Raw genomic sequence first — 21,704 nt, forward strand, 5'->3', positions numbered from 1 at the left:
CCTCTTACGGTCCTGAAATCGAAGCGCTTTTGAGCGCCGCGACCTCCATTTCGCCCGCGAGATGGTTTCGGGCATGGAACATTAGGACAAATAAGGTGGAGCGAAGCTGACTTGGCGATGGATAGGGATGATGGCGCCGACAATTGTTCGAGATTTTCCCAACAAATGGGTCGTCCGGCGCGTGTAGCGCCGTCTCTCGACCGGCAGGAAATTCGCAGACGTCATGAATGAAGCGAGAATCGATCAGCCCGGCTCATCTGGCCTGCTTGAGTCCTAAACGAAAAAGCCTGCCGCGGGAGGAGGTGCGGCAGGCTTTCGTAAAGAACCGAACAGTAGCTGGGAGGAGGAGTGCTACTGTTCCCGCAGACGACCTTGGGAGGAGGAGTAGGTCATCTGCATTTCGAAGGATGCGGGAGGAGGTGCATCGCTTCGATAAATACATCATACTTTTTATTTGCTCAGTTCATAGGCATTTCTTTGCAGGGCAGGCATGCGTTATGCGAAAAGCTGGAAGCTCTATCGGGACCGGCCTTCATTGGAAGGGTGGGAGCCGCTTGCGAAAAGCGCAAAACAAAAGCGCCCGCTCGGGAGGAAGCAGGCGCTGTCGAAATGTCGAAGTATGGATGGCGTTGTGAGCCGTTAGCGAACGACCGCTCCGCGAGCGATGTTATGAATGTCGCCGCGGCCGATGCCAAGGTCATTCAGTTCGCGCGTGGACATACGGCCCAGTTCGGCGACCGTTTGACGATACTTGCGCCAGTTGTTGAAAGAGCGTGCTACGTTCATAATGATCCCCTTTCCTTGGGCATTCGAAGCTGAGCTGCCGTCCGTGGCGCTCCCTTCGCTTCGATGGCTTGTATATAATACGGGACCTTCTGATATTGCAGCGCCAAGGTATCACTGCACCCATGCAGGTAGCGCATGGGTTATTCAGCGGGATCTTAACCTTTCGGGCGCAGCGTGAAATCTCAGACAGCCAACTGCCGATCCCTTCGAAACGTCTTTGGGGTTGACCTTCGTCAACACATTGCCATTCTTGGGCGTGAGCGAACTGGAGAATTGCAACTGCGCAGATCGTTCTGCCAGTCGCCAGCGCGAAAATAATTCGCTGCCCGTGTCGTAATCTCACGCAGCCGCTCGTCATATGAAAAAGCCAAGCGATTTGCCGTCCCGGGCAATATCAATTGTTCCGTCCAAATTCGACCCAAGGCAGCACGATTATGACCGACAGCGAGACTTTTGCCGATGCGGAACAGGATGTCCCAACCGTGGAAGACCATGGTGCCCGTAACAAACTCGTCATAGCCCTGCTATTGGTGTCGGCTTTTGTCGTCATTCTCAACGAGACCATTATGGGTGTGGCGCTGCCGCATCTGATGGCCGATCTCGATATTACCGCAAGTGCCGCTCAGTGGTTGACCACGGCCTTCATGCTGACCATGGCCGTCGTCATCCCGGTCACCGGATACCTGCTGCAACGGCTCAACACGCGACCGGTCTTCATTCTCGCCATGTCGCTGTTCAGCGCTGGCACGCTGATATCGGCGCTGGCGCCGGGGTTTGCCGTCATTGTCATTGGCCGCATCGTGCAGGCCTCGGGCACAGCAATCATGATGCCGCTGCTGATGACGACGGTGATGACCTTGGTGCCGCCGGAATCGCGCGGCAGGACCATGGGCAATATTTCGGTCGTCATATCGGTGGCTCCGGCCATCGGGCCAACCATTTCCGGCCTCATTCTTTCCGCGCTGGAATGGCGCTGGCTGTTCCTCCTGGTGTTGCCGATCGCCCTGTCTGCATTGGCGCTCGGCGCCTCGCGGATCAAGAACGTGACGGTTCCAACCACGGCGCCGATCGATATTCTTTCGATCTTCCTCTCCGCCATCGGCTTCGGCGGTTTCGTCTACGGCCTTAGCGGATTGGGCGAAGCAGCGCTTCATACGCCGGCGGTATCGCCATGGATTCCGCTTTTGACCGGCGCCGTCGTCATCGCGGTTTTCATCGTGCGGCAGTTGCAATTGCAAAAACAGGAGAGAGCGCTGCTCGATCTGCGCACCTTGACCACAAAGACATTCACGATCGCCGCGGCCATGATGGCCATATTGATGATGTCGATGTTCGGCGTCTTCATCTTGCTGCCGATCTATCTCCAAAACGTGCTGGGATTGTCGACCCTGCAAACCGGGCTGCTGTTGCTGCCCGGCGGGCTGATCATGGGCCTTTGCGCGCCGACGGTCGGGCGTCTCTTCGACAAATACGGTCCGGCGCCGCTGATCATTCCAGGAGCGATCATCCTCAGCACCGTAATGGGCGGGCTGGTCTTCATACAGCAGGATACGCCGTTCTGGATGCTGCTGATTGCCCATATGGTGCTGAGCATCGGTCTCGCACTAATGTTCACGCCGCTGTTCACCGTCAGCCTGGGATCGCTGCCGCCAAACCTCTATTCGCACGGCAGCGCCATGCTCGGCACCACCCAACAGGTCGCCGGCGCGGCCGGCACCGCCCTGTTCGTCGCGATCATGACCTTGCGAGCCACCAGTCTTTCCGCCGCCGGCGCCAGTGCGCTTGCCGCAACGACCGGCGGGATCAAGGCCGCCTTTCTCTGCGGGATGGTCATCTCACTGGGAGCGATCGTAGCGGCGTTGTTTATCAGGAAGCAGGAACACGGGCCGGATATGGGGCACCACCACTAGAACGATTAGCTGATGACAGGGTGGCCGTTCTCTGCGAGAAAGATGGCGATGAGAGACAGGGGCGCCCGTCGCATGATGGGCTGAGAAGTACCCTTTGAACCTGAACCAGATAATGCTGGCGGAGGAAGTCGCTCGGGGATCTCGGCGTGCTCTTACCGTCATCCCTTCGCGTCTCACCCCGCCCGAAAGGCGCGATATGCAAAAACAACACCATTGCCGGCTCGCTGCTAACGACCACGCGGCCAAACCCTCCGCTGGTGCGATGCATCACCAACTTCGCCGCGATCTCCGGTGCACTGTCCATCGGCTGGAGCAGAAAGGCACGCCCATGATCCGAAATGTCCTCTCCATCGCCGGCTCCGACCCTTCCGGCGGCGCCGGCATTCAGGCCGACCTGAAGGCATTTTCTGCCCGTGGCGTCTACGGCATGGCAGCGCTGACCGCGTTGACGGCCCAGAACACGCAGGGCGTTTCCGGCGTCCACCCTGTTCCTGCGGAGTTCGTGGCCGAACAGATCAGAGCCATATTTGCCGATGTGCGCCTCGATGCCGTCAAGATCGGCATGATTGCCAATGCCGCAATCGCCGAAGCGGTTGCCGATGCGCTCACTCCCCATGAAGGCGTTCCGATCGTGCTCGACCCAGTCATGATCGCCAAAGGCGGAACTGCATTGCTTGCCGCGGATGCCGTCGATATCCTGACCGAGCGACTTCTTCCATTGGCCACGCTGCTGACGCCCAATCTGCCGGAAGCTGCCGCACTTCTGCATGAACCGGAGGCCGAAAATCGCGAGACAATGGCCCGGCAGGCGGAAGCCCTTGTAAGGCTCGGCGCGCGGGCCGTTCTGGTCAAAGGCGGGCATCTCGCCGGCGATGAAAGCCCGGACGTGCTCGCAAGCCCGGAGGGCCTGACCTGGTTCGAGGCCGGCCGTGTACCGACCAGAAATACGCATGGAACCGGCTGCACACTTTCCAGCGCGTTGGCGGCGGAGATTGCCAAGGGCTCGACGCTACCGAAAGCCGTCGCCGCAGCCAAAGAGTATCTCGCAGGCGCGGTTGCGGCGGCCGAAACGCTGTCGGTCGGAACCGGTCACGGACCGGTCCAGCACTTCTACGCGCTTTGGTCAGCATAAGTGCGGAACGGGAGCGGACAGATCCATAGTCGGCCTATCTGCTTCGCTGGCAACGCCTTCCCCGGGAGACCTGAGAGGCCCGGCCACCTGCCTCGTGCAGCTGTATCGGTGACCGAGCCTCAATCAACCGCAAGGCGTTGCGGCGATTGTTTATTTGCCTTCCACTAAATGAACGATAGCTGAATAACATGCAGCCTATAGGCGAATATCTTCGTTACAATATGGGCTTTATGGGTAGCTTGCTCTAGCTCGGCTCGTGCCTGCGCCGGCTATGCCTGAGGTCGATGAACGTGTGCCAGAGGACCGTCGCAAGGATGATGGCGCCGCCGAAAAACGTCGCAAGCGGCGGCCTTTCGGAAAAGAACAGCCAAACCCAGAAAGGAGTCAGCACGATTTCCATGGTGCCGATAAGAGCCGCTTCCGCGGGCGGCATGCGCTTCGCGCCGGCAAGAAACAGGACGAGGGCAAAGGAGAAATTGGTTGCCCCGAAGGCGGCAAGCACCAGCCAATTGTGCAGATCGAGCGACCCAACTGAGCTGAACGGCGCGAAGATAACGAGCGTCAGGAAGGCGCTGACGATGGTTGGCGGCAGGCTCGGTGCGCTGCGATCGATGCGCGGAATGATGATGATCAGGGCGAACGAAGCCGTCATGCCGAGCGCCAAGAGATCGCCGAGGCCCGTGCCGCCGCCGATCGAGGCAGCGACGATGATCGCCACGCCGACCAAACAGATCCCGCCGGCAACAAGGGTTCGCCTCGGCACACGCTCCTTCAGGATCGCCCAGCCGAGCAAGGCGGCGATAAAGGGCGCTGTGGCATAGATCATAGTCACGTTCGCAACCGTGGTCCTATAGAGCGCGCCGATGAAGCAGGCCTGGCTGAAGGTCTGGCAGGCGATCATCGCAAGCCCAGACGGGTGAAAGATCGAGCTCCACTGGCGACGCGAAAAGCCGCCTTCGAGAAAGAAGCTCGGGATCAGCAGGAACAATCCGCCGAACAGGGAGCGCCAGGCGATCGCCGTCCAGATATCCGTCGTCAGCAGCCGCGTATAGACGCCGCTGGCGCTCCAGGCGAGCGTTGCCGCAACGACGAGAGCGACGCCCTTTTCGTATTCATTGGCGGCGAAGGATCGAGCCGGGGTCTGAATGGTCATGTGCGGTATCTCGGGAACGAAGCACCTGGACGGATTACACTTGTGTGCGCCGATATTTGACATCAGACAAACGAATAGTAGAGATATGTGCCATCGGAAATTTTTGTGGCTTGCCCATGCGCGAACCCATCGAAAGCGATCTGCTCCGGACGTTCCTCGTCATTAGCGAGACGTTGAATTTTTCCGTTGCCGCGCAACGCATCGGCCGCACCCAATCGGCCGTCAGCGCCCAGATCAAGCGCCTGGAGGAAATTGTCGGCGGGGCGCTGTTCGAAAGAAGCGCCCGTGGGGTCGTGCTGACCCGCTCCGGAAATCAGTTGCTTCCCTATGCTCGACGGATCGTCGATCTGTTGAATGAGGCTGCTGCGACCATCCGCACCAAGCCGTTGAACGGACCTGTCCGGATCGGAATTCCGGAAGAATACAGCCAGACCGTCCTGCCGGCGGCGCTGGCCGCCTTCGCTGTCCGGCACCCTGCCGTCGAAGTGACCGTTTCTTGCGATTACACCGCTCGCAATCTTGCCGCCCTGGAGAAGGACGAACTCGATCTTGCCGTGGTCTTCGACTGGAGCAAGCAGACCACGGGAGAGGTGCTTTGCATCGATCCGACCGTCTGGGTGACATCGTTGGTGCATCGCCTGCATGACGCGACACCGCTGCCCATCGCGACATACCGCAACTCGACCTGGGCGCGCGACTTTGCCCTGCGATCCCTGGAGCAGCAGGCGCGGCCCTATCGCATTGCCTTCATTGCCGATACCAGCTCCGGCCTGAAAAACGCCGTCTCCGCCGGCCTCGCCGTCACCACATTGTCCCGCAGCAACATTCCGCACAGTTGCCGGGAGCTGACGAGCGACGACGGCTTTCCGCCGGTCGATTCCTCGCGCGTCGTGCTTCGCCGCAATCCCTATCATTCCAGCGAGGCGATCCAGGAGCTCGCGGAGATGGTGCGCGAAGCCTTTCAGCCTATGTCGGCTCCGCTGCAGCCGTAGAGCGCCCGCGCAAGCGCCGCCGCGTGCCCGAGGGACTTTCCGAGAAGCTGGCGCGATAGCTGCGGGAAAAGGCCGAGGCCGAGTTGAAACCTGTTGCCGCAGCGATCTCTGCGAAGGACTCCTTCGTCTCGATCACCTTGCGTCGCGCGGCGTTGAGCCGGAGAGCCAGGTAGTGCACATGCGGAGGCGCGCCGATACTTTCCTGAAAGAGCCCCTGGAGATGACGGGCACTGAGGCCGACGCGTCGTGCAAGGCGCGCCAGGATCAGCGGTTGCTCGATATTTTCCTCCATCAGCCGCACGGCCTGTGCGACGCGCGGATCGCGCATACGCAAGCCGGCGGTCGACGGCGAAAGTTCTGCTGCGCTCTGCGTATTGGCTGGCTCGTAGATGAAAAGCCGGCTGACTTCGAGTGCGAGCGAATAGCCCTGTCGGCGCCGGATGATCTCCAGCATCAGGTCGACGGTCGGCAATGAGCCGGCGGTGGTAATGCGCTTGCCGTCGATCACGAAACGGTCCTTGACGGCACGCACCTGCGGATAGGCCAGCGCGAAATCGTCGAAATCCTCCCAATGGACAGCCGCCGATACATTGTCGAGGAGGCTTGCTTCCGCCAGCAGCCAACTGCCGGATTCGATGCCAGCCATCATCGAACGATAGCGCGCCGCCTGGGATATCTGCATTTTCAGCGCCTGCGTCGCGCTGCGCCGCCAATTGTAGCTCGCGAGCACGAAGAGCGGAGCGGAGTCGGTCGGCTTGAAGCCGCCGGACGCGGGAACCGGGACGTGGCTCGTCGTTTCGACGGGCGAACCGTCAGGCGTAAACAAGCGCCAGCGATAGATCTCCGCACCGGAAATGCGATTGGCCCCGCGCAAGGGTTCGATCACCGACGCGATCAGGATCAGGTTCGTTTCCGGAAGCACCAGCAGATCGATATCGAGCGGCGTGTTGGACGAGGTGAGCACAGGCATTCTCCGGTATTTCCGATAATGTATCGTTTGTTTCCGATAATGCAAAGCATGAAGGCGCCGCTTGCCTCGTAATGTCCTCAATACGAGGGAGAACGAAAATGCCTCTTGCGATGAACCGCGATGTTTTCATCACCTGCGCCGTCACCGGCTCCGGCGATACGGTCTCGAAATCCAGCCATGTTCCGATCACTCCCAAGCAGATCGCGGAATCCGCGATCGACGCCGCCAAGGCTGGGGCGGCAGTGGTCCACTGCCATGTCCGCGATCCGGAAACCGGCGCTGCCAGCCGCCGCAACGATCTCTACAAGGAGGTCACGGACCGTATCCGTTCCGCCGATGTCGATGTCGTGTTGAACCTGACCGCCGGCATGGGCGGCGACCTGATCTTCGGTGATGTTGAAAGCCCCCTGCCCCTGAACGTCCGGGGTACCGACATGGCCGGTGCGACGGAACGCGTCAGCCATGTCGCCGAATGCCTGCCGGAAATCTGCACGCTCGATTGCGGCACGATGAACTTCAGTCTCGGCGACTATGTGATGACCAATACGCCCTCCATGCTGCGGGCGATGGCGAAGAAGATGACCACTCTCGGCGTCCGCCCCGAGATCGAAGCCTTCGATACCGGTCATCTCTGGTTTGCCAAACAGCTTGCCGAGGAGGGTCTTATTGAGGACCCCATCCTCATCCAGCTTTGTATGGGCATCCCCTGGGGGGCGCCCGATGACCTCAACACCTTCATGGCGATGGTCAATAACGTTCCCTCGAGCTGGACCTTCTCGGCCTTTTCCATCGGCCGCAATGCCATGGCCTACCCGGCTGCGGCCGTGCTTGCCGGCGGCAATGTCCGCGTCGGTCTGGAAGACAACCTCTATGCCGGGAAGGGCTTGCTCGCCACCAACGCACAGCTCGTCGAAAAGGCGGTGCAGGTCGTCGAGGGCATGGGCGCGCGCATCATCGGCCCCGAGGATGTCCGCAAGAAATTGAAACTGAAAAAGCGCTGAGGCTCCGATGACCAGGATCAACAAGGCAGCCTGCATCGGCGGCGGCGTCATCGGCGGCGGATGGATTGCCCGCTTCCTGCTGGCCGGCATCGACGTCGATGTCTTCGACCCGCATCCGGAAGCGACCCGCATCGTCGGCGAGGTTCTGGCGAATGCCGAAAAGGCCTATGCGATGCTGACCGGCGCGCCGCTTCCGCCGCGCGGCAAGCTCACATTCAGGGACACGCTTGAGGGGGCCGTCGGCGATGCCGACTGGATTCAGGAAAGCGTGCCCGAGAGGCTCGACCTCAAGCGTAAAGTCCTGACGCAGATCGATGCCGTAGCAAGGCCGGATGCCCTGATCGGCTCATCCACTTCGGGGTTGCTGCCGACCGATCTGCAACGCGACATGCGTCATCCGGAACGCTTCTTCGTCGCCCATCCCTATAACCCCGTCTATCTGCTGCCGCTCGTCGAAATCGTCGGGGGTGAAAAGACCTCGACGGAAACGATCAAGGCCGCGATGGAACGGCTGCCGCCGATCGGGATGAAAGGCGTGCACATCGCCAAGGAGATCGAAGCCTTTGTCGGCGATCGCCTGCTGGAAGCCCTGTGGCGCGAAGCGCTCTGGCTGATCAAGGATGACATCTGCACCGTCGAAACGCTGGACGACGTCATTCGCTATTCCTTCGGCCTGCGCTGGGCGCAGATGGGTCTTTTCCAGACCTACCGCATTGCCGGCGGCGAAGCGGGCATGCGGCACTTCCTGGCGCAGTTCGGCCCGGCCCTGCAATGGAACTGGACGAAGCTGATGGATGTCGTCGATCTCGACGATGCACTGGTCGAAAAGATCGGCCAGCAGTCGGACGAGCAGGCCGATGGCCTGTCGATCCGCGAGCTGGAGCGCATTCGCGATGAAAACCTCGTCGGCATCCTGCAGACGCTGAAGGGAAGCCATGGCGGCAAGGGCTGGGGTGCAGGCAAGCTGCTTAAGGATTTCGAGCAAAACCTCTGGGCGTCCGCCGGCGGCGGCGAAAAGCCGATGGATGTCGCGCAGCCGCTGCGGCTGATCGACACCAAAGTCAGCCCGGCATGGGTGGACTACAACGGCCATATGACCGAGCACCGCTATCTGCAGGTGTTCGGCGACACGTCGGACGCGCTGCTACGCCTGATCGGCGTCGATCTCGCCTATGTCGAGCGTGGTCATAGCTACTATACGGTAGAGACGCATATCCGCCATCTCGGCGAAGCCAAGCTCGGACAGGCCATTCATTCGACCGCGCAGATCCTCGGGTCTGACGAAAAGCGGCTGCATGTGTTCCACACGATCTACGACACGGCACGCGGCGAAGCGATCGCCACCGCCGAACAGATACTGCTGCATGTCGATGCCAAGGCCGGAAAAGCCGCTCCCGCACCGGAGGAGGTGCTGAGCAAAATAAGGCTGATTGCCGAGGCCCATGTAAAGCTGCCTGTGCCTGACGGCGTTGGACGCCATGTTGGACAAAAACGCTAGGAGGAAGCGGTCATGAATTTCGGGCTCAGCGAAGAACAGGAGATGATCGTCAAGACGGTCAGGGACTTCGTGGAGACGGAGATCTATCCGTATGAGAACGAGGTCGAGCGCACCGGCATCGTGCCGCCCGAACTTGGCGAGGAAATCCGGCGCAAGTGCATCGAGCTCGGCTTCTATGCCTGCAATTTCCCCGAGGAGATTGGCGGCGCCGGCCTCGATCACGCGACCTTCACCCTTGTCGAGCGTGAACTCGGCCGCGGCTCGATGGGGCTCACCGTCTTCTTCGGCCGTCCTTCCGGCATTCTGATGGCCTGCGAAGGCGAGCAACGCGAACGATATCTCCTGCCGGCGGTCCGCGGCGAGAAGATCGACGCGCTCGCCATCACCGAACCCGCTGCTGGCTCCGACATGCGCGGCATGAAATGCGCAGCGCGGCAGGATGGCGACGATTTCATTCTCAACGGCACCAAGCATTTCATTTCCCATGCCGATATCGCCGATTTCGTCATCGTCTTTGCCGCAACCGGCGAGGAGGAAACGGCGAAGGGCACCAAGAAGAAGATCACGGCTTTTCTGGTCGATCGCGGCACGCCGGGGTTCGAAATCCTCAAAGGCTATGACTCGGTTTCCCATCGGGGTTATCACAACGTCATCCTGAGCTTCACGGACTGCCGCCTGCCCAAGTCGCAGGTGCTCGGTGAGGTGCATCGCGGCTTCGATATTGCCAATGAGTGGCTCTACGGCACGCGCCTGACGGTCGCTGCGAGCTGTGTCGGGCGTGCTCGCCGTGTCTTCGATCTGGCGCTACCCTATGCGGCGGAGCGCAAGCAGTTCGGCCGGCCGATCGGCGCCAATCAGGGCGTATCGTTCAAGCTCGCCGATATGATCACCGAGATCGACGCCGCCGATCTGCTGACCCTATCCGCTGCTTGGCGGCTCGATGCCGGTCTTCCCGCCAATCGCGAGATCGCATCGGCCAAGCTCTACGCTTCGGAAATGCTTGCCAGCGTTACCGACGAGGCGATCCAGATCTTTGGCGGCATGGGGTTGATGGACGATCTGCCGCTTGCCCGCTTCTGGCGCGATGCCCGCGTCGAACGCATCTGGGACGGAACCTCGGAGATCCAGCGTCACATCATCAGCCGCGATCTGCTGCGGCCATTCGGAGCGTGATCGGATGACGCAACGCCCCCTCGATCGCCTGATCAGACCGCAAACGATCGCCGTCTTCGGCGGCCGTGAAGCGCGCCGGGTCATCGAACAATGCGATCGCATGGGTTTTGCCGGTGAGATCTGGCCAGTGCATCCGACGCTGGATGCCGTGCTTGGACGTCGCTGCTATCGATCGGTGGAAGACCTGCCCGCCGCACCGGATGCGGCCTTCGTCGGCGTCAACCGTATGCTGACCATCGACATCGTGCGCGCGCTCTCGGCCAGAGGCGCGGGTGGTGCTGTCTGCTACGCGTCCGGCTTCAGCGAAGCGGTCGCCGAACTGGCCGATGGCGTTGCACTGCAGGAAGCTTTGGTCAGTGCTGCCGGCGACATGCCGATCATCGGGCCGAATTGTTATGGCGTGATCAACGGTTTGGACGGCGCCCTGCTCTGGCCCGACCAGCACGGAATGGTGCGGGTCGAGCGTGGCGTTGCCATTCTCACCCAATCCTCCAACATCGCCATCAACCTTTCCATGCAAAGGCGCGGCCTACCCATCAGCTATCTGATGACCGCCGGCAACCAGGCGCAAATCGGACTGTCGGATCTCGCCCTTGCCGTCCTGGAAGACCCCCGTGTGACCGCGATCGGCCTGCATATCGAGGGTTTTGGCAACGTCCAGACGCTGCAAAAGCTTGCCATGCGTGCGAGGGAGCTGCGAAAACCCATCGTCGCCCTGAAAGTCGGCAAATCCGAACAGGCGCAGCGCGCAGCCGTTTCGCATACGGCGTCCCTTGCCGGCAGTGATGGCGTTGCCGATGCGGTTCTCGCCCGTCTCGGCATTGGCCGGGTCGCAACGCTGCCGGAACTCATCGAAACGCTGAAACTGCTGCATGTGACCGGCCCGCTTAAAAGCAATGCGATCTCGTCTATGAGCTGTTCCGGCGGCGAGGCCTCGCTGATGGCTGATGCGGCGACCGGCCGGGCCGTGGATTTCCGTGCCTTGAAAGCCGAGCAATTGCCCGCCCTGCGGCGCAGTCTCGGCGACATGGTCACACTCTCAAATCCTCTCGACTATCACACCTTCGTTTGGGGCGATCTTTCCCGCCAAACGGAAGCCTTCACGGCCATGTTCGAGGGCGACTATGCACTCAACCTCATTGTCCTCGATTTTCCCCGGGACGATCGTTGCGATGCAGCGGACTGGATGACGACGATTGCCGCGGTCGCAGCCGCGGCAAAGCTGACCGGCGCCCGTGCCGGCATTCTGGCGACGCTGCCGGAAAACATGCCGGAGGCGATTGCCACGCAGCTCATCGCGGATGGCATAGTGCCCCTCTGCGGCATCAGTGAAACCATTGCCGCAGCGGAAGTTGCAAGCCGCATCGGCGCGGTCTGGCACGCCCCGCCGCCACTGCCCTTGCTTGATATGCCATCGACCACGGGCGAGATCGAAACCCTAAGCGAAGCAGTCGCCAAGGCGGAGCTGTCCTCCGCCGGCCTCACCGTTCCATTGGGGGCAACGGCATCCAGCCCGAATGACGCCGCCGAGCAGGCGCAACGCCTTGGCTTTCCCGTCGCGCTGAAGGCCTTGGGCGTCGAACACAAGTCCGAGGTCGGAGCCGTCGTACTCAACTTGTGGGATAGGGATGCAGTACGAAATGCGGCAGAGCGCATGGCCTCCGTCGCCTCCGGATACCTGGTCGAACGGATGATCGAGCGCCCCGTCGCCGAGCTGATCGTCGGCGCCGTTCGCGATCCCGTCGTCGGATTGACATTGACGATCGGCGCCGGCGGAATCCTGGTTGAATTGGTTGAAGATTCTGCCATTTTAACCCTTCCCGCAACAAGGGCTGATGTCTTGGAAGCCATTTCGCGGCTGAAAGTCCGGAAGTTGATCGAAGGCTATCGCGGCGGCGCAAAGAGCAGCCTCGATGTAGTTGCCGACGCCATCCTATCAACGGCAGAATATGTCGTAAAAAATGCCGCGCGGCTTGAGGAACTGGACATTAATCCATTGATGGTTCTGCCAGAAAATCGTGGCGTCGTCGCCGCAGACGCCCTTATCCGGCTGAGGAGGTAGGGAAGTTGCAAAGCCCCATTCGCACCAGGCGTGACAACGGTATCTTGGAGGTCATCATCGACCGGCCGAAGGCAAACGCCATCGACCTTGCGACAAGCCGCGAGATGGGCCTGATCTTCCGCGATTTCCGTGACGACCCCGACCTGCGCGTCGCGATCGTGTCAGGTGCCGGCGAGAAGTTCTTTACGGCCGGCTGGGATTTGAAGGCAGCCGCCGCCGGCGATGCGGTCGATGGCGACTATGGCGTCGGCGGGTTCGGCGGCCTGCAGGAGCTTCGCGATCTCAACAAGCCAGTGATTTGCGCCGTCAACGGCATCTGTTGCGGCGGCGGCTTGGAGATTGCCCTTTCCACCGATCTGATCATCGCCGTCGAACACGCGACTTTCGCCCTTCCGGAAATCCGCTCGGGGACCGTCGCGGACGCTGCATCGATCAAGTTGCCAAAGCGCATCCCCTATCATATCGCTATGGACATGCTCCTGACCGGCCGCTGGCTTGACGTTGCCGAGGCGCATCGTTGGGGCTTCGTCAATGAGATCGTCGCTGCAGATCGGTTGATGAGCCGAGCATGGGAACTTGCCCGCCTTCTCGCAAGCGGCCCGCCGCTCGTCTACGCAGCCATCAAGGAAATTGTCCGCGAAGCGGAGGGAACGACGTTCCAAACTGCCATGAACAAGATCACCAAACGGCAGTTTGCCACCGTCGACGCCCTCTATTCGAGCGAGGATCAATTGGAAGGCGCAAGGGCATTTGCAGAGAAGCGAAGCCCAATCTGGAAAGGAAAGTGAGAAAGCGGCGACAACGGCATTATTTTCCCGCATGATCGCGGGCAATCAAGCTTCCGGCGGAGAGGAAACCGCATCCGAAGCCTTGCCCGAACGTTCTATCAACACGTCAAGAAGAAGGAACAGGGGAATGAAAGATTACACAAAACACTTGGCAGGCCGTGTGACCTCGGGCGGCCTGAGCCGTCGCGAATTCATGGGGCGCGCCATGGCGGCCGGCATGACATTGGCACTCGCCGACCAGCTTTTCACGGAAAGCGCAATGGCAGCCGAACCGAAGCGCGGCGGCCATCTGAAGCTCGGCCTTGAAGGCGGTGCCGCCACCGATTCCAAGGACCCGGCGAAATTCCTGTCACAGTTCATGTTCTGCGTCGGCCGTTGCTGGGGCGACATGCTGGTCGAATCCCATCCGCTGACCGGTGCCGCCGTACCGGCACTTGCCGAATCCTGGGAGCCGTCGGAGGACGCCGCCACCTGGACCTTCAAGATCCGCAAGGGCGTCAAGTTCCACAATGGCAAGGAGATGACGATCGACGACGTCGTTGCCACCCTCAAGCGCCACACGGACAGCAAGTCGGAATCGGGCGCGCTTGGCGTCATGAAATCGATCAAGGACATCAAGGCCGACGGCGACAATCTCGTCCTGACGCTGACCGAAGGCAACGCCGATATGCCGTTGCTGCTCTCCGACTACCATCTCGTCATCCAACCGAATGGCGGCAACGACGATCCCCTCGCCTCGATCGGCACCGGCCCCTATAAGCTCGTCAGTTTCGAGCCCGGCGTGCGCGCGACGTTCGAGAAGAACAAGGACGACTGGCGGACCGATCGCGGTTTCGTCGACTCGGTCGAAATCATCGGCATGAACGATGCGACCGCGCGTATCGCCGCGCTATCTTCCGGCCAGGTGCATTACATCAACCGCGTCGACCCGAAGACGGTGGACCTGCTGAAGCGCGCACCCAATGTCGAAATCCTGTCGACCGCCGGCCGCGGGCACTACGTGTTCATCATGCATTGCAACACCGCGCCGTTCGACAATAACGATCTTCGCCTGGCGCTGAAATATGCCATGGACCGCGAAACCATGGTGAAGAAGATCCTCGGCGGCTACGGCAAGGTCGGCAACGACTTCCCGATCAACAGCACCTATGCCCTCTTCCCCGAAGGCATCGAGCAGCGTGTCTATGATCCGGACAAGGCCGCCTTCCACTACAAGAAATCCGGCCATAGCGGCTCCGTGCTGCTGCGTACCTCGGAAGTGGCCTTCCCCGGCGCCGTCGATGCCGCTGTGCTCTACCAGGAAAGCTGCAAGAAGGCCGGCATCAACATCGAGGTCAAGCGCGAGCCGGGCGACGGCTACTGGACCAATGTCTGGAATGTCCAGCCTTTCTCGACCTCCTATTGGGGCGGCCGGCCGACGCAGGATCAGATGTATTCCACCGCCTATCTCTCGACGGCCGATTGGAACGACACCCGCTTCAAGCGTCCGGACTTCGACAAGCTTCTGCTTCAGGCCCGCTCCGAACTGGACGAGGCCAAGCGCAAGGAGCTGTATCACACTATGGCGATGATGGTCCGCGACGAGGGCGGCGTCATTCTGCCGATGTTCAACGATTTCGTGAACGCCTCCACCAAGCAGGTGAAGGGCTATGTTCACGACATCGGCAACGACATGTCGAACGGCTACGTCGCGACTCGCGTCTGGCTGGAGTCCTGATGCCCGAAGCAGGGCGGCAACGCCCTCATCTCTAACGGAGCCGGGACCGCGGAAAACCTCCGCGGTCCTCCTGACGTTTCAGCGCGAGGCATCAGCAATGTCCAATATACAACCCAGCGCAGTGCTGCCCGGATTGCGGTTCAAGCAGCGATTTCCGCTGCTGTCCCTCATTATCGAGCGCTTCTTGCTCAGCCTCGTGCTGCTTTTCGCGGTCTCGGTCCTGATCTTCGGCGGCCTCGAAGCCTTGCCGGGCGATTTCGCGACCACTTATCTCGGCCAGTCGGCAACGCCGCAGGCCGTCGCCAATATCCGCACCGAACTCGGCCTCAACCGGCCTGTCACCACCCGCTACTTCGAATGGCTGGGGAATGCGGTCCAGGGGGATTTCGGGACATCCTGGGCGAGCAAGAATTCCGTCAGCGAGCAGATCGGCAAGCGTCTCGGCAATTCGCTTTTCCTTGCGGCCTGTGCGGCGCTCATCTCGGTGCCGCTGGCGGTCGGGCTCGGCATGCTGGCCGTGCATTTCCGAAACCGTTTGCCAGACAAGATCATCAACGTGATCTCGCTGGCGGCGATTTCATTGCCGGAATTCTTCATCGGCTACCTGCTCATCCTGTTTTTCGGCGTGAAATTCGGGATCGCGACATTCCCCGCGACCGTCTACGACGGCATGGCCTTCATCGACCGGCTGAAGGCCATCGCCCTGCCGACGGCAACGCTGGTGCTCGTCGTCCTTGCCCATATGATGCGCATGACGCGGGCCGCGATCCTCTCGGTAATGTCGTCCGCCTATATGGAAACAGCGGAATTGAAGGGCCTCAGCGCCTTTCGCGCCATCGTCAAACATGCCGCTCCGAATGCGCTGGCACCGATCATCAACGTCGTGGCGCTGAACCTCGCCTATCTCATCGTCGGCGTCGTGGTGGTCGAAGTGGTCTTCGTCTATCCCGGCATGGGCCAGTACATGGTCGATGCCGTTACCGTGCGCGACATGCCGGTGGTCCAGGCCTGCGGGCTGATCTTCGCTGCCGTCTACATCCTGCTCAACATGGTTGCCGATATCCTGGCGATCGTTGCCAACCCGCGCCTGAGGCATCCGCGATGAGATTGAGAGACATCCCCATCACCGCCTGGGTCGGCATCATCGGCATACTGCTCGCCTTCATCTGTGCGGTCTTTGCGCCCCTGATCGCGCCCTACGGCGAAACCGAAGTCGTCGGCAACGTCTGGCAACCCGCCGACGCGCAATACTTCTTCGGCCTCGACAATCTTGGCCGCGATATCCTGTCGCGGCTGATCTACGGCGCCCGCACCACGCTGTTCGTGGCGCTGGCGGCGACGATCATCTCGTTTTCGCTCGGCATCATCCTGAGCTTCACCGCCGCCGTCTCGCGCGGGCTGGTCGACACGGTCTTCTCGCGCTTCAACGACCTGATGATGTCGATCCCGACCTTGATCTTCGCACTCGTGGTACTGGCGGTGCTGCCGCAGAATCTCGTCGTGCTCATCCTCGTCATGGCGATCCTCGATTCCACGCGCGTCTATCGTCTCGGCCGCGCCGTCGCGCTGGATGTGGCAGTCATGGAATTCGTGGAAGCCGCCAAACTGCGCGGCGAAGGCAAGGTCTGGATCATCTTCCGCGAAATCCTGCCGAACACACTCTCGCCGTTGCTGGCGGAGTTCGGCTTGCGTTTTGCCTTTTCCATCCTGTTCCTGTCGACGCTCTCCTTCCTCGGGCTCGGCATCCAGCCGCCGTCAGCCGATTGGGGCGGCATGGTCAAGGACAACAAGGATGGTATCATCTTCGGCATTTCCGCCGCTCTCGTGCCGGGCTCCGCGATTGCGGCGCTCGCAGTCTGTGTCAATCTGGTGGTCGACTGGCTCTTGAAGCGCACCTCCAGCCTCAAGGGAGGACGTGGCGATGCCTGAGCTTCTTTCCGTTCGCGATCTCAAGATCGAAGCGACCAGCTATCCGCCCGGCGAGCCCCCGAAGCGGGTCACGATCGTCGACCGCGTCTCCTTCGATCTACAGAAGGGCAAGGTGCTTGGTCTGATCGGCGAGTCCGGCGCCGGCAAATCCACCATCGGCCTCTCGGCGCTCGCCTATGGCCGCGGCGGCGCGGAGATCACCGGCGGCACGGTGCTCCTCGACGGCGTCGACATTCTTCCGCTCAGCAAGTCGGGCATCCGCAGGATTCGCGGCGCACGCGTCTGCTATGTCGCGCAATCGGCCGCAGCCGCGTTCAATCCTGCCCACAAGCTCGGCGAGCAGGTGATCGAAGCCTCCGTAAAGCATGGCTTGATGACGAAGGACGAGGCGAGGAAGCGCGCTCTTTACCTCTTCCGCGTCCTCGGCCTGCCCAACCCCGAAACCTTCGGCGATCGTTTTCCGCATCAGGTCTCAGGCGGCCAGCTTCAGCGCGCGATGACGGCAATGGCGCTCTGCTCCAATCCTGAACTCATCGTCTTCGACGAGCCAACCACCGCACTCGATGTAACGACGCAGATCGACGTCCTGGCCGCGATCAAACACGCCATCGAGGAGACCCATACGGCAGCACTTTACATCACGCACGACCTTGCCGTCGTCGCGCAGATCTCAGACGACATCATGGTGTTGCGGCACGGGAAAAAGGTGGAATACGGCCCGGTGCAGCAGATCATCGAGGCACCCCGCGAAGACTATACCCGCGCGCTCGTCAATGTCCGCCAGACCGCGCGGGAAGAGGCGGTGGATCAATCCAACACGCTTTTGAAAGTCGAACACGTCAGCGCGCAATATTCGAACGGCTTCAAGGTGTTGCACGACGTTTCTCTACATGTACCAAAAGGTCAGACGCTCGCAATTGTCGGCGAATCCGGCTCCGGCAAGTCGACGCTTGCCCGCGTCATCACCGGGCTGTTGCCGCCGAGCGATGGCGGGATTTCTTTCGACAACAAACCGCTGACGCCGGCCCTAAAAAACCGCTCGCGCAACGAGCTGCGGCGTATTCAACTGATCTACCAGATGGCCGATACAGCCATGAACCCGCGCCAGACCGTGCGCGACATCATCGGCCGCCCTCTTACCTTCTATTATGGCCTGCGGGGCGCGGCAAAGACGGCACGGGTGAAAGAGCTGCTCGACGAGATCGAGATGGGCAATGGTTTCATCGACCGTTATCCGGCCGAGCTTTCCGGAGGTCAAAAGCAGCGCGTCGCGATTGCGCGTGCCCTTGCGGCCAAGCCGGAACTCATCCTCTGCGATGAGCCTACCTCGGCGCTCGATCCGCTCGTTGCCGAAGGCATCCTGAAACTGCTGATGCGGCTCCAGGAGGAATCCCAGCTCTCCTACATCTTCATCACCCACGATATCGCTATCGTCCGCGCCATCGCCGATAGCGTCGCGGTCATGCATCGCGGCAAACTGGTGCGCTTCGGGCCGAAATCGAAAGTGCTTTCGCCGCCGTTCGACGACTACACGGATCTACTGCTAAAATCAGTGCCGGAAATGGAGATCGGCTGGCTGGAACGTGTCCTGACGACGAGAAAGATGGAAAGTGCTGGGAATTGATACCATGACGTTTGCCCGCAACTTCACTGTCATCGAAAACCACTGGATCACGCTTAAGGACGGCACGCGGCTTGCGGCGCGTATCTGGATGCCTGATGGCGCGGAAAATGACCCGGTGCCGGCAGTGTTCGAATTCCTGCCCTATCGCAAGCGCGATGGAACGAGCCCCCGTGATGAATCAACCTACCCGGTATTTGCCGCCGCCGGCATCGCCGGTGTCCGTGTCGATATTCGCGGTTCGGGCGAATCCGATGGTGTCATCGACGGCGAATATACCGAACTCGAACTCGCCAATGCCTGCGAGCTGATTGCCTGGATCGCGGCACAGCCCTGGTCGAATGGCTCCGTCGGCATGATGGGCATTTCCTGGGGCGGCTTCAACAGCTTGCAGGTCGCAGCATTGCGCCCGCCCGCGCTCAAGGCTGTGATATCGATCGCTTCGACGGTCGACCGCTACAATGACGACATCCATTATAAGAATGGCTGCCATCTTTCGGCGCAGCTCTCCTGGGCTGCGACCATGCTCGGTTATCAATCCCGCTCTCCCGATCCCGAGATCGTCGGCGACCGCTGGAAGGATATGTGGCTGCAACGCCTGGAGAACGAGCCCTTCTTCATGGAGGAATGGCTGCAGCATCAGCGTCGTGATGATTTCTGGCGGCATGGCTCGATCTGCGAGAATTTCGCCGATGTCGACATTCCCGCCCTGGTCATTGCCGGCTGGGCGGATGGCTATCGCAACACGCCGCTGATGGCCGTCGAAGGCCTCGGCGATACCGCGAAGGCGCTGATTGGTCCGTGGGTCCATAAATATCCGCATTTTGCCTGGCCGAAGCCCCGCGCCGATTTCCATGGCGAGGCGATCGCCTGGTGGAACCGCTGGCTGCGTGGCGACCAGAACGGTGCGGAGAACCTACCGCAGGTGCGCGCCTATATTCTCGACGCGGTGAAGCCTGCGCCACGCCGTGATTTCGATCCCGGCTTCTGGATCGCCAAACGCGATTGGCAAAAGCCGGAGATGCAGTGCTTCTATGTCGAGCAGTTCGGTACGCTGATGGAAGGCATGCCGATCCCGCACGCGCCGGAACATGCCGTCTATCTCCGCTCGCCCCTCGATACGGGCACGACATCAGGCGAATATTTCACCCTGAAACCCGATGCCGAAATGGCGATCGACCAGCGCCTCGACGATGCCGGATCGCTGACCTTCCAGACCACACCACTAGCTGCCGATCATGACTATCTCGGCCGTCCTGTCGTTACCCTTTCCTTGCGCTGCGATGCCGAAACGGCCAATCTTTGTGCCAGGCTTATCGACCTCCATTCGGACGGCACCGCGACGCGGGTCTCCTTCGGCGTGCTCAACCTTGCCCACCGCGAGGGCAATGCCGCGCCGAAACCCATGAAGAAGGGTGAGCGCACCACAATCAGGCTGACGCTGGATGCCTGCGGTTATCGGTTCCGGAAAGGTCATCGCATCGCCCTTTCGCTCTCCACCTCATACTGGCCGATGATCCTGCCGCCGCCGGAAAATCCGGGGCTGACGATCGATATCGCCTCCATTGGTTTTGCCCTGCCAAAACTTGGCGCCTATGACGCCATCGACATCAAGCAACCGGACAATCCCGACCCGCTGCCGAAATATGTCGAACATGCCCCGGCCACGACGAAGCGTCAGGTCGTGCGCGATCTCTCCGCCAACAAGACCCTCTATGAAATCCGGGAGGATACTGGCCTCTTCGAACATCCAGGCACCGGACTTTCCACACGCCAGCTCCGCGAAGAGGTCTGGTCCATCGCGCCGGACGATCCGCTGTCGATGAGTGGGACCTCGATCTGGACATGCGATATGCGGCGGCCGGGATGGTACGTCCGCACGGTGGCGACGGCGACGATTTCCTGCACGGCAGCCGAATGGATCATCCGCGCATCCGTCATCGCCTTCGAAGGTAATACGCAAATTTTCGAAAAAATCTTCGAGGAAAAGCGTATCCCGCGCGATCTGATGTGATCAGTTCGATCCGGCAAAATGGCTGACAGCCGCGCATATGGCGCTGAAACCGGCGCGCGCGCCGTCGCTCATATGCCGCGCGCGCAGCCAGGCATGTACCATCTGCGGCTCTTCGCGAAACCAGACCTCGACACCTGCCTCGGCGAGCCTTGCGGCATAGTTGCGGCCGTCGTCCCGCAGCGGGTCGAAATGCGCAACCGTGATGAAGGCCGGCGGGAGGCCGGCAAAAGACGATGCGGCAAGAGGCCCGGCAACCGGATCGCCAGCCGGTGCCTGCAATACGATGCGATAATAGCTGACGTCGGCGGTCGTCAGCCCCGGCGCATTCGCCATCTCTTCGTAGGAACCGGACACAAGATCCCCGCCGAGCGCCGGATAGATCAGGACCTGTCCGGCAATGCCGGAGAGCCCCTCTCCCTTTGCCCGAACGGCGAGCCCCGCCGCCAGATTGCCGCCGGCGCTGTCGCCGATCAGCACAACGGTCTTTCTCTCGGCAAGCAACGATTTGAGAACGCCATAGCAATCATCCGTTTGCGCGGGCCAACGATGTTCGGGCGCCAGACGATAATCGACCGACAACAGCTCGGCCCCGGCATGGTCGGCGATCTCAGCGCAGATCGCATGATGGCTCTCGAGCGAACCGACCACGAAGCCGCCGCCGTGAAGATAGAGTAGGCATGCCGGGGTCCGGATCGTCCGCGGCTGGTAACGCCTGACCGGAATTCTTCCCATCACCATTTCATCCTGCGTGCGCATGCCGTCCGGCAGCGGGCGATCGAAGCGGCTGCAAAGCGCGTCGTACCATTGTCGCTGCTGCTCTATGGAGGCCGTCACCGCGTCAGGCGGATAGAAGGAATCGCAGATCTCCATGAATTCCAGAATGCCCGCCTCGTCCGGTCTGGGATGTTGGGAAAAATCCATGGGATATCCTCACGATAAGGCTCGTTGTGCAACCATA

General features: G+C 60.9%; 17 protein-coding genes and 1 riboswitch. Of the genes, 13 read left to right on the forward strand and 4 right to left on the reverse strand.

Annotated features, from left to right (window positions below; all coding sequences use genetic code 11):
• Window positions 1-639: 639 nt before the first annotated feature.
• On the reverse strand, window positions 640-786 hold the full coding sequence (locus QD357_RS25960; protein ID WP_183938253.1) for a DUF1127 domain-containing protein: 147 nt from the start codon (window positions 784-786) through the stop codon (window positions 640-642).
• Between the two features lie 434 nt (window positions 787-1,220).
• Here QD357_RS25960 and QD357_RS25965 point away from each other — a divergent pair, with 434 nt between their 5' ends.
• Together QD357_RS25965 and thiD are read left to right on the forward strand one after the other, a co-directional pair.
• Window positions 1,221-2,696, forward strand: coding sequence for a DHA2 family efflux MFS transporter permease subunit (locus QD357_RS25965; protein WP_183938254.1), 1,476 nt, complete (start codon window positions 1,221-1,223; stop codon window positions 2,694-2,696).
• Window positions 2,697-2,743: 47 nt separating this feature from the next.
• Window positions 2,744-2,840, forward strand: a riboswitch (TPP riboswitch).
• Between the two features lie 184 nt (window positions 2,841-3,024).
• Window positions 3,025-3,828: a bifunctional hydroxymethylpyrimidine kinase/phosphomethylpyrimidine kinase gene (thiD, locus tag QD357_RS25970; protein WP_414125340.1), complete on the forward strand. Its 804-nt coding sequence runs from the start codon at window positions 3,025-3,027 to the stop codon at window positions 3,826-3,828.
• Window positions 3,829-4,072: 244 nt separating this feature from the next.
• Here thiD and QD357_RS25975 read toward each other — a convergent pair whose 3' ends face one another.
• Window positions 4,073-4,981 (reverse strand): DMT family transporter, encoded by a 909-nt coding sequence (locus QD357_RS25975; RefSeq protein WP_414125341.1) that lies wholly within the window; start codon window positions 4,979-4,981, stop codon window positions 4,073-4,075.
• A gap of 116 nt (window positions 4,982-5,097) precedes the next feature.
• Here QD357_RS25975 and QD357_RS25980 point away from each other — a divergent pair, with 116 nt between their 5' ends.
• Complete coding sequence (locus QD357_RS25980) at window positions 5,098-5,973, forward strand: LysR substrate-binding domain-containing protein (protein WP_414125342.1); 876 nt, start codon at window positions 5,098-5,100, stop codon at window positions 5,971-5,973.
• On the opposite strand, the gene QD357_RS25985 is transcribed toward QD357_RS25980, so the two are convergent.
• Window positions 5,948-6,943, reverse strand: coding sequence for a GlxA family transcriptional regulator (locus tag QD357_RS25985; RefSeq protein WP_414125343.1), 996 nt, complete (start codon window positions 6,941-6,943; stop codon window positions 5,948-5,950). The two genes, QD357_RS25980 and QD357_RS25985, sit on opposite strands and share 26 nt — an antisense overlap.
• Window positions 6,944-7,041: 98 nt before the next feature.
• On the opposite strand from QD357_RS25985, the gene QD357_RS25990 reads away from it, so the two are divergent.
• From QD357_RS25990 to QD357_RS26035, 10 genes are all read left to right on the forward strand, one after another.
• Window positions 7,042-7,944: a 3-keto-5-aminohexanoate cleavage protein gene (locus tag QD357_RS25990; RefSeq protein ID WP_183938259.1), complete on the forward strand. Its 903-nt coding sequence runs from the start codon at window positions 7,042-7,044 to the stop codon at window positions 7,942-7,944.
• A gap of 7 nt (window positions 7,945-7,951) precedes the next feature.
• Entirely contained in the window at window positions 7,952-9,442 is a 1,491-nt protein-coding gene (locus tag QD357_RS25995; protein WP_183938260.1) for a carnitine 3-dehydrogenase, read from the forward strand.
• 12 nt (window positions 9,443-9,454) lie between these two features.
• Window positions 9,455-10,615: an acyl-CoA dehydrogenase family protein gene (locus QD357_RS26000; RefSeq protein ID WP_183938261.1), complete on the forward strand. Its 1,161-nt coding sequence runs from the start codon at window positions 9,455-9,457 to the stop codon at window positions 10,613-10,615.
• 4 nt (window positions 10,616-10,619) lie between these two features.
• Complete coding sequence (locus QD357_RS26005) at window positions 10,620-12,677, forward strand: acetate--CoA ligase family protein (protein ID WP_414125344.1); 2,058 nt, start codon at window positions 10,620-10,622, stop codon at window positions 12,675-12,677.
• A 5-nt stretch (window positions 12,678-12,682) separates the two neighbouring features.
• Entirely contained in the window at window positions 12,683-13,465 is a 783-nt protein-coding gene (locus tag QD357_RS26010) for a carnitinyl-CoA dehydratase (protein ID WP_414125345.1), read from the forward strand.
• A gap of 127 nt (window positions 13,466-13,592) precedes the next feature.
• Window positions 13,593-15,182: an ABC transporter substrate-binding protein gene (locus QD357_RS26015; protein ID WP_414125346.1), complete on the forward strand. Its 1,590-nt coding sequence runs from the start codon at window positions 13,593-13,595 to the stop codon at window positions 15,180-15,182.
• Between the two features lie 97 nt (window positions 15,183-15,279).
• The gene (locus tag QD357_RS26020; RefSeq protein WP_414125347.1) at window positions 15,280-16,287 is read left to right on the forward strand and encodes an ABC transporter permease; all 1,008 of its coding nucleotides are present in this window, start codon (window positions 15,280-15,282) and stop codon (window positions 16,285-16,287) included.
• Window positions 16,284-17,111, forward strand: coding sequence for an ABC transporter permease (locus tag QD357_RS26025; RefSeq protein ID WP_183938266.1), 828 nt, complete (start codon window positions 16,284-16,286; stop codon window positions 17,109-17,111). The genes QD357_RS26020 and QD357_RS26025 overlap by 4 nt, the downstream gene beginning before the upstream one ends.
• Window positions 17,104-18,735: an ABC transporter ATP-binding protein gene (locus QD357_RS26030; RefSeq protein ID WP_183938267.1), complete on the forward strand. Its 1,632-nt coding sequence runs from the start codon at window positions 17,104-17,106 to the stop codon at window positions 18,733-18,735. Before QD357_RS26025 ends, QD357_RS26030 begins: the two co-directional genes overlap by 8 nt.
• A gap of 4 nt (window positions 18,736-18,739) precedes the next feature.
• Window positions 18,740-20,746 (forward strand): CocE/NonD family hydrolase, encoded by a 2,007-nt coding sequence (locus QD357_RS26035; RefSeq protein ID WP_414125348.1) that lies wholly within the window; start codon window positions 18,740-18,742, stop codon window positions 20,744-20,746.
• On the opposite strand, the gene QD357_RS26040 is transcribed toward QD357_RS26035, so the two are convergent.
• The gene (locus tag QD357_RS26040) at window positions 20,747-21,667 is read right to left on the reverse strand and encodes an alpha/beta hydrolase (RefSeq protein WP_414125349.1); all 921 of its coding nucleotides are present in this window, start codon (window positions 21,665-21,667) and stop codon (window positions 20,747-20,749) included.
• Between the last annotated feature and the right edge of the window lie 37 nt (window positions 21,668-21,704).

It is taken from the genome of Rhizobium sp. BR 317 (genome assembly GCF_047445835.1).
GTDB classification, from domain to species: domain Bacteria; phylum Pseudomonadota; class Alphaproteobacteria; order Rhizobiales; family Rhizobiaceae; genus Rhizobium; species Rhizobium paranaense.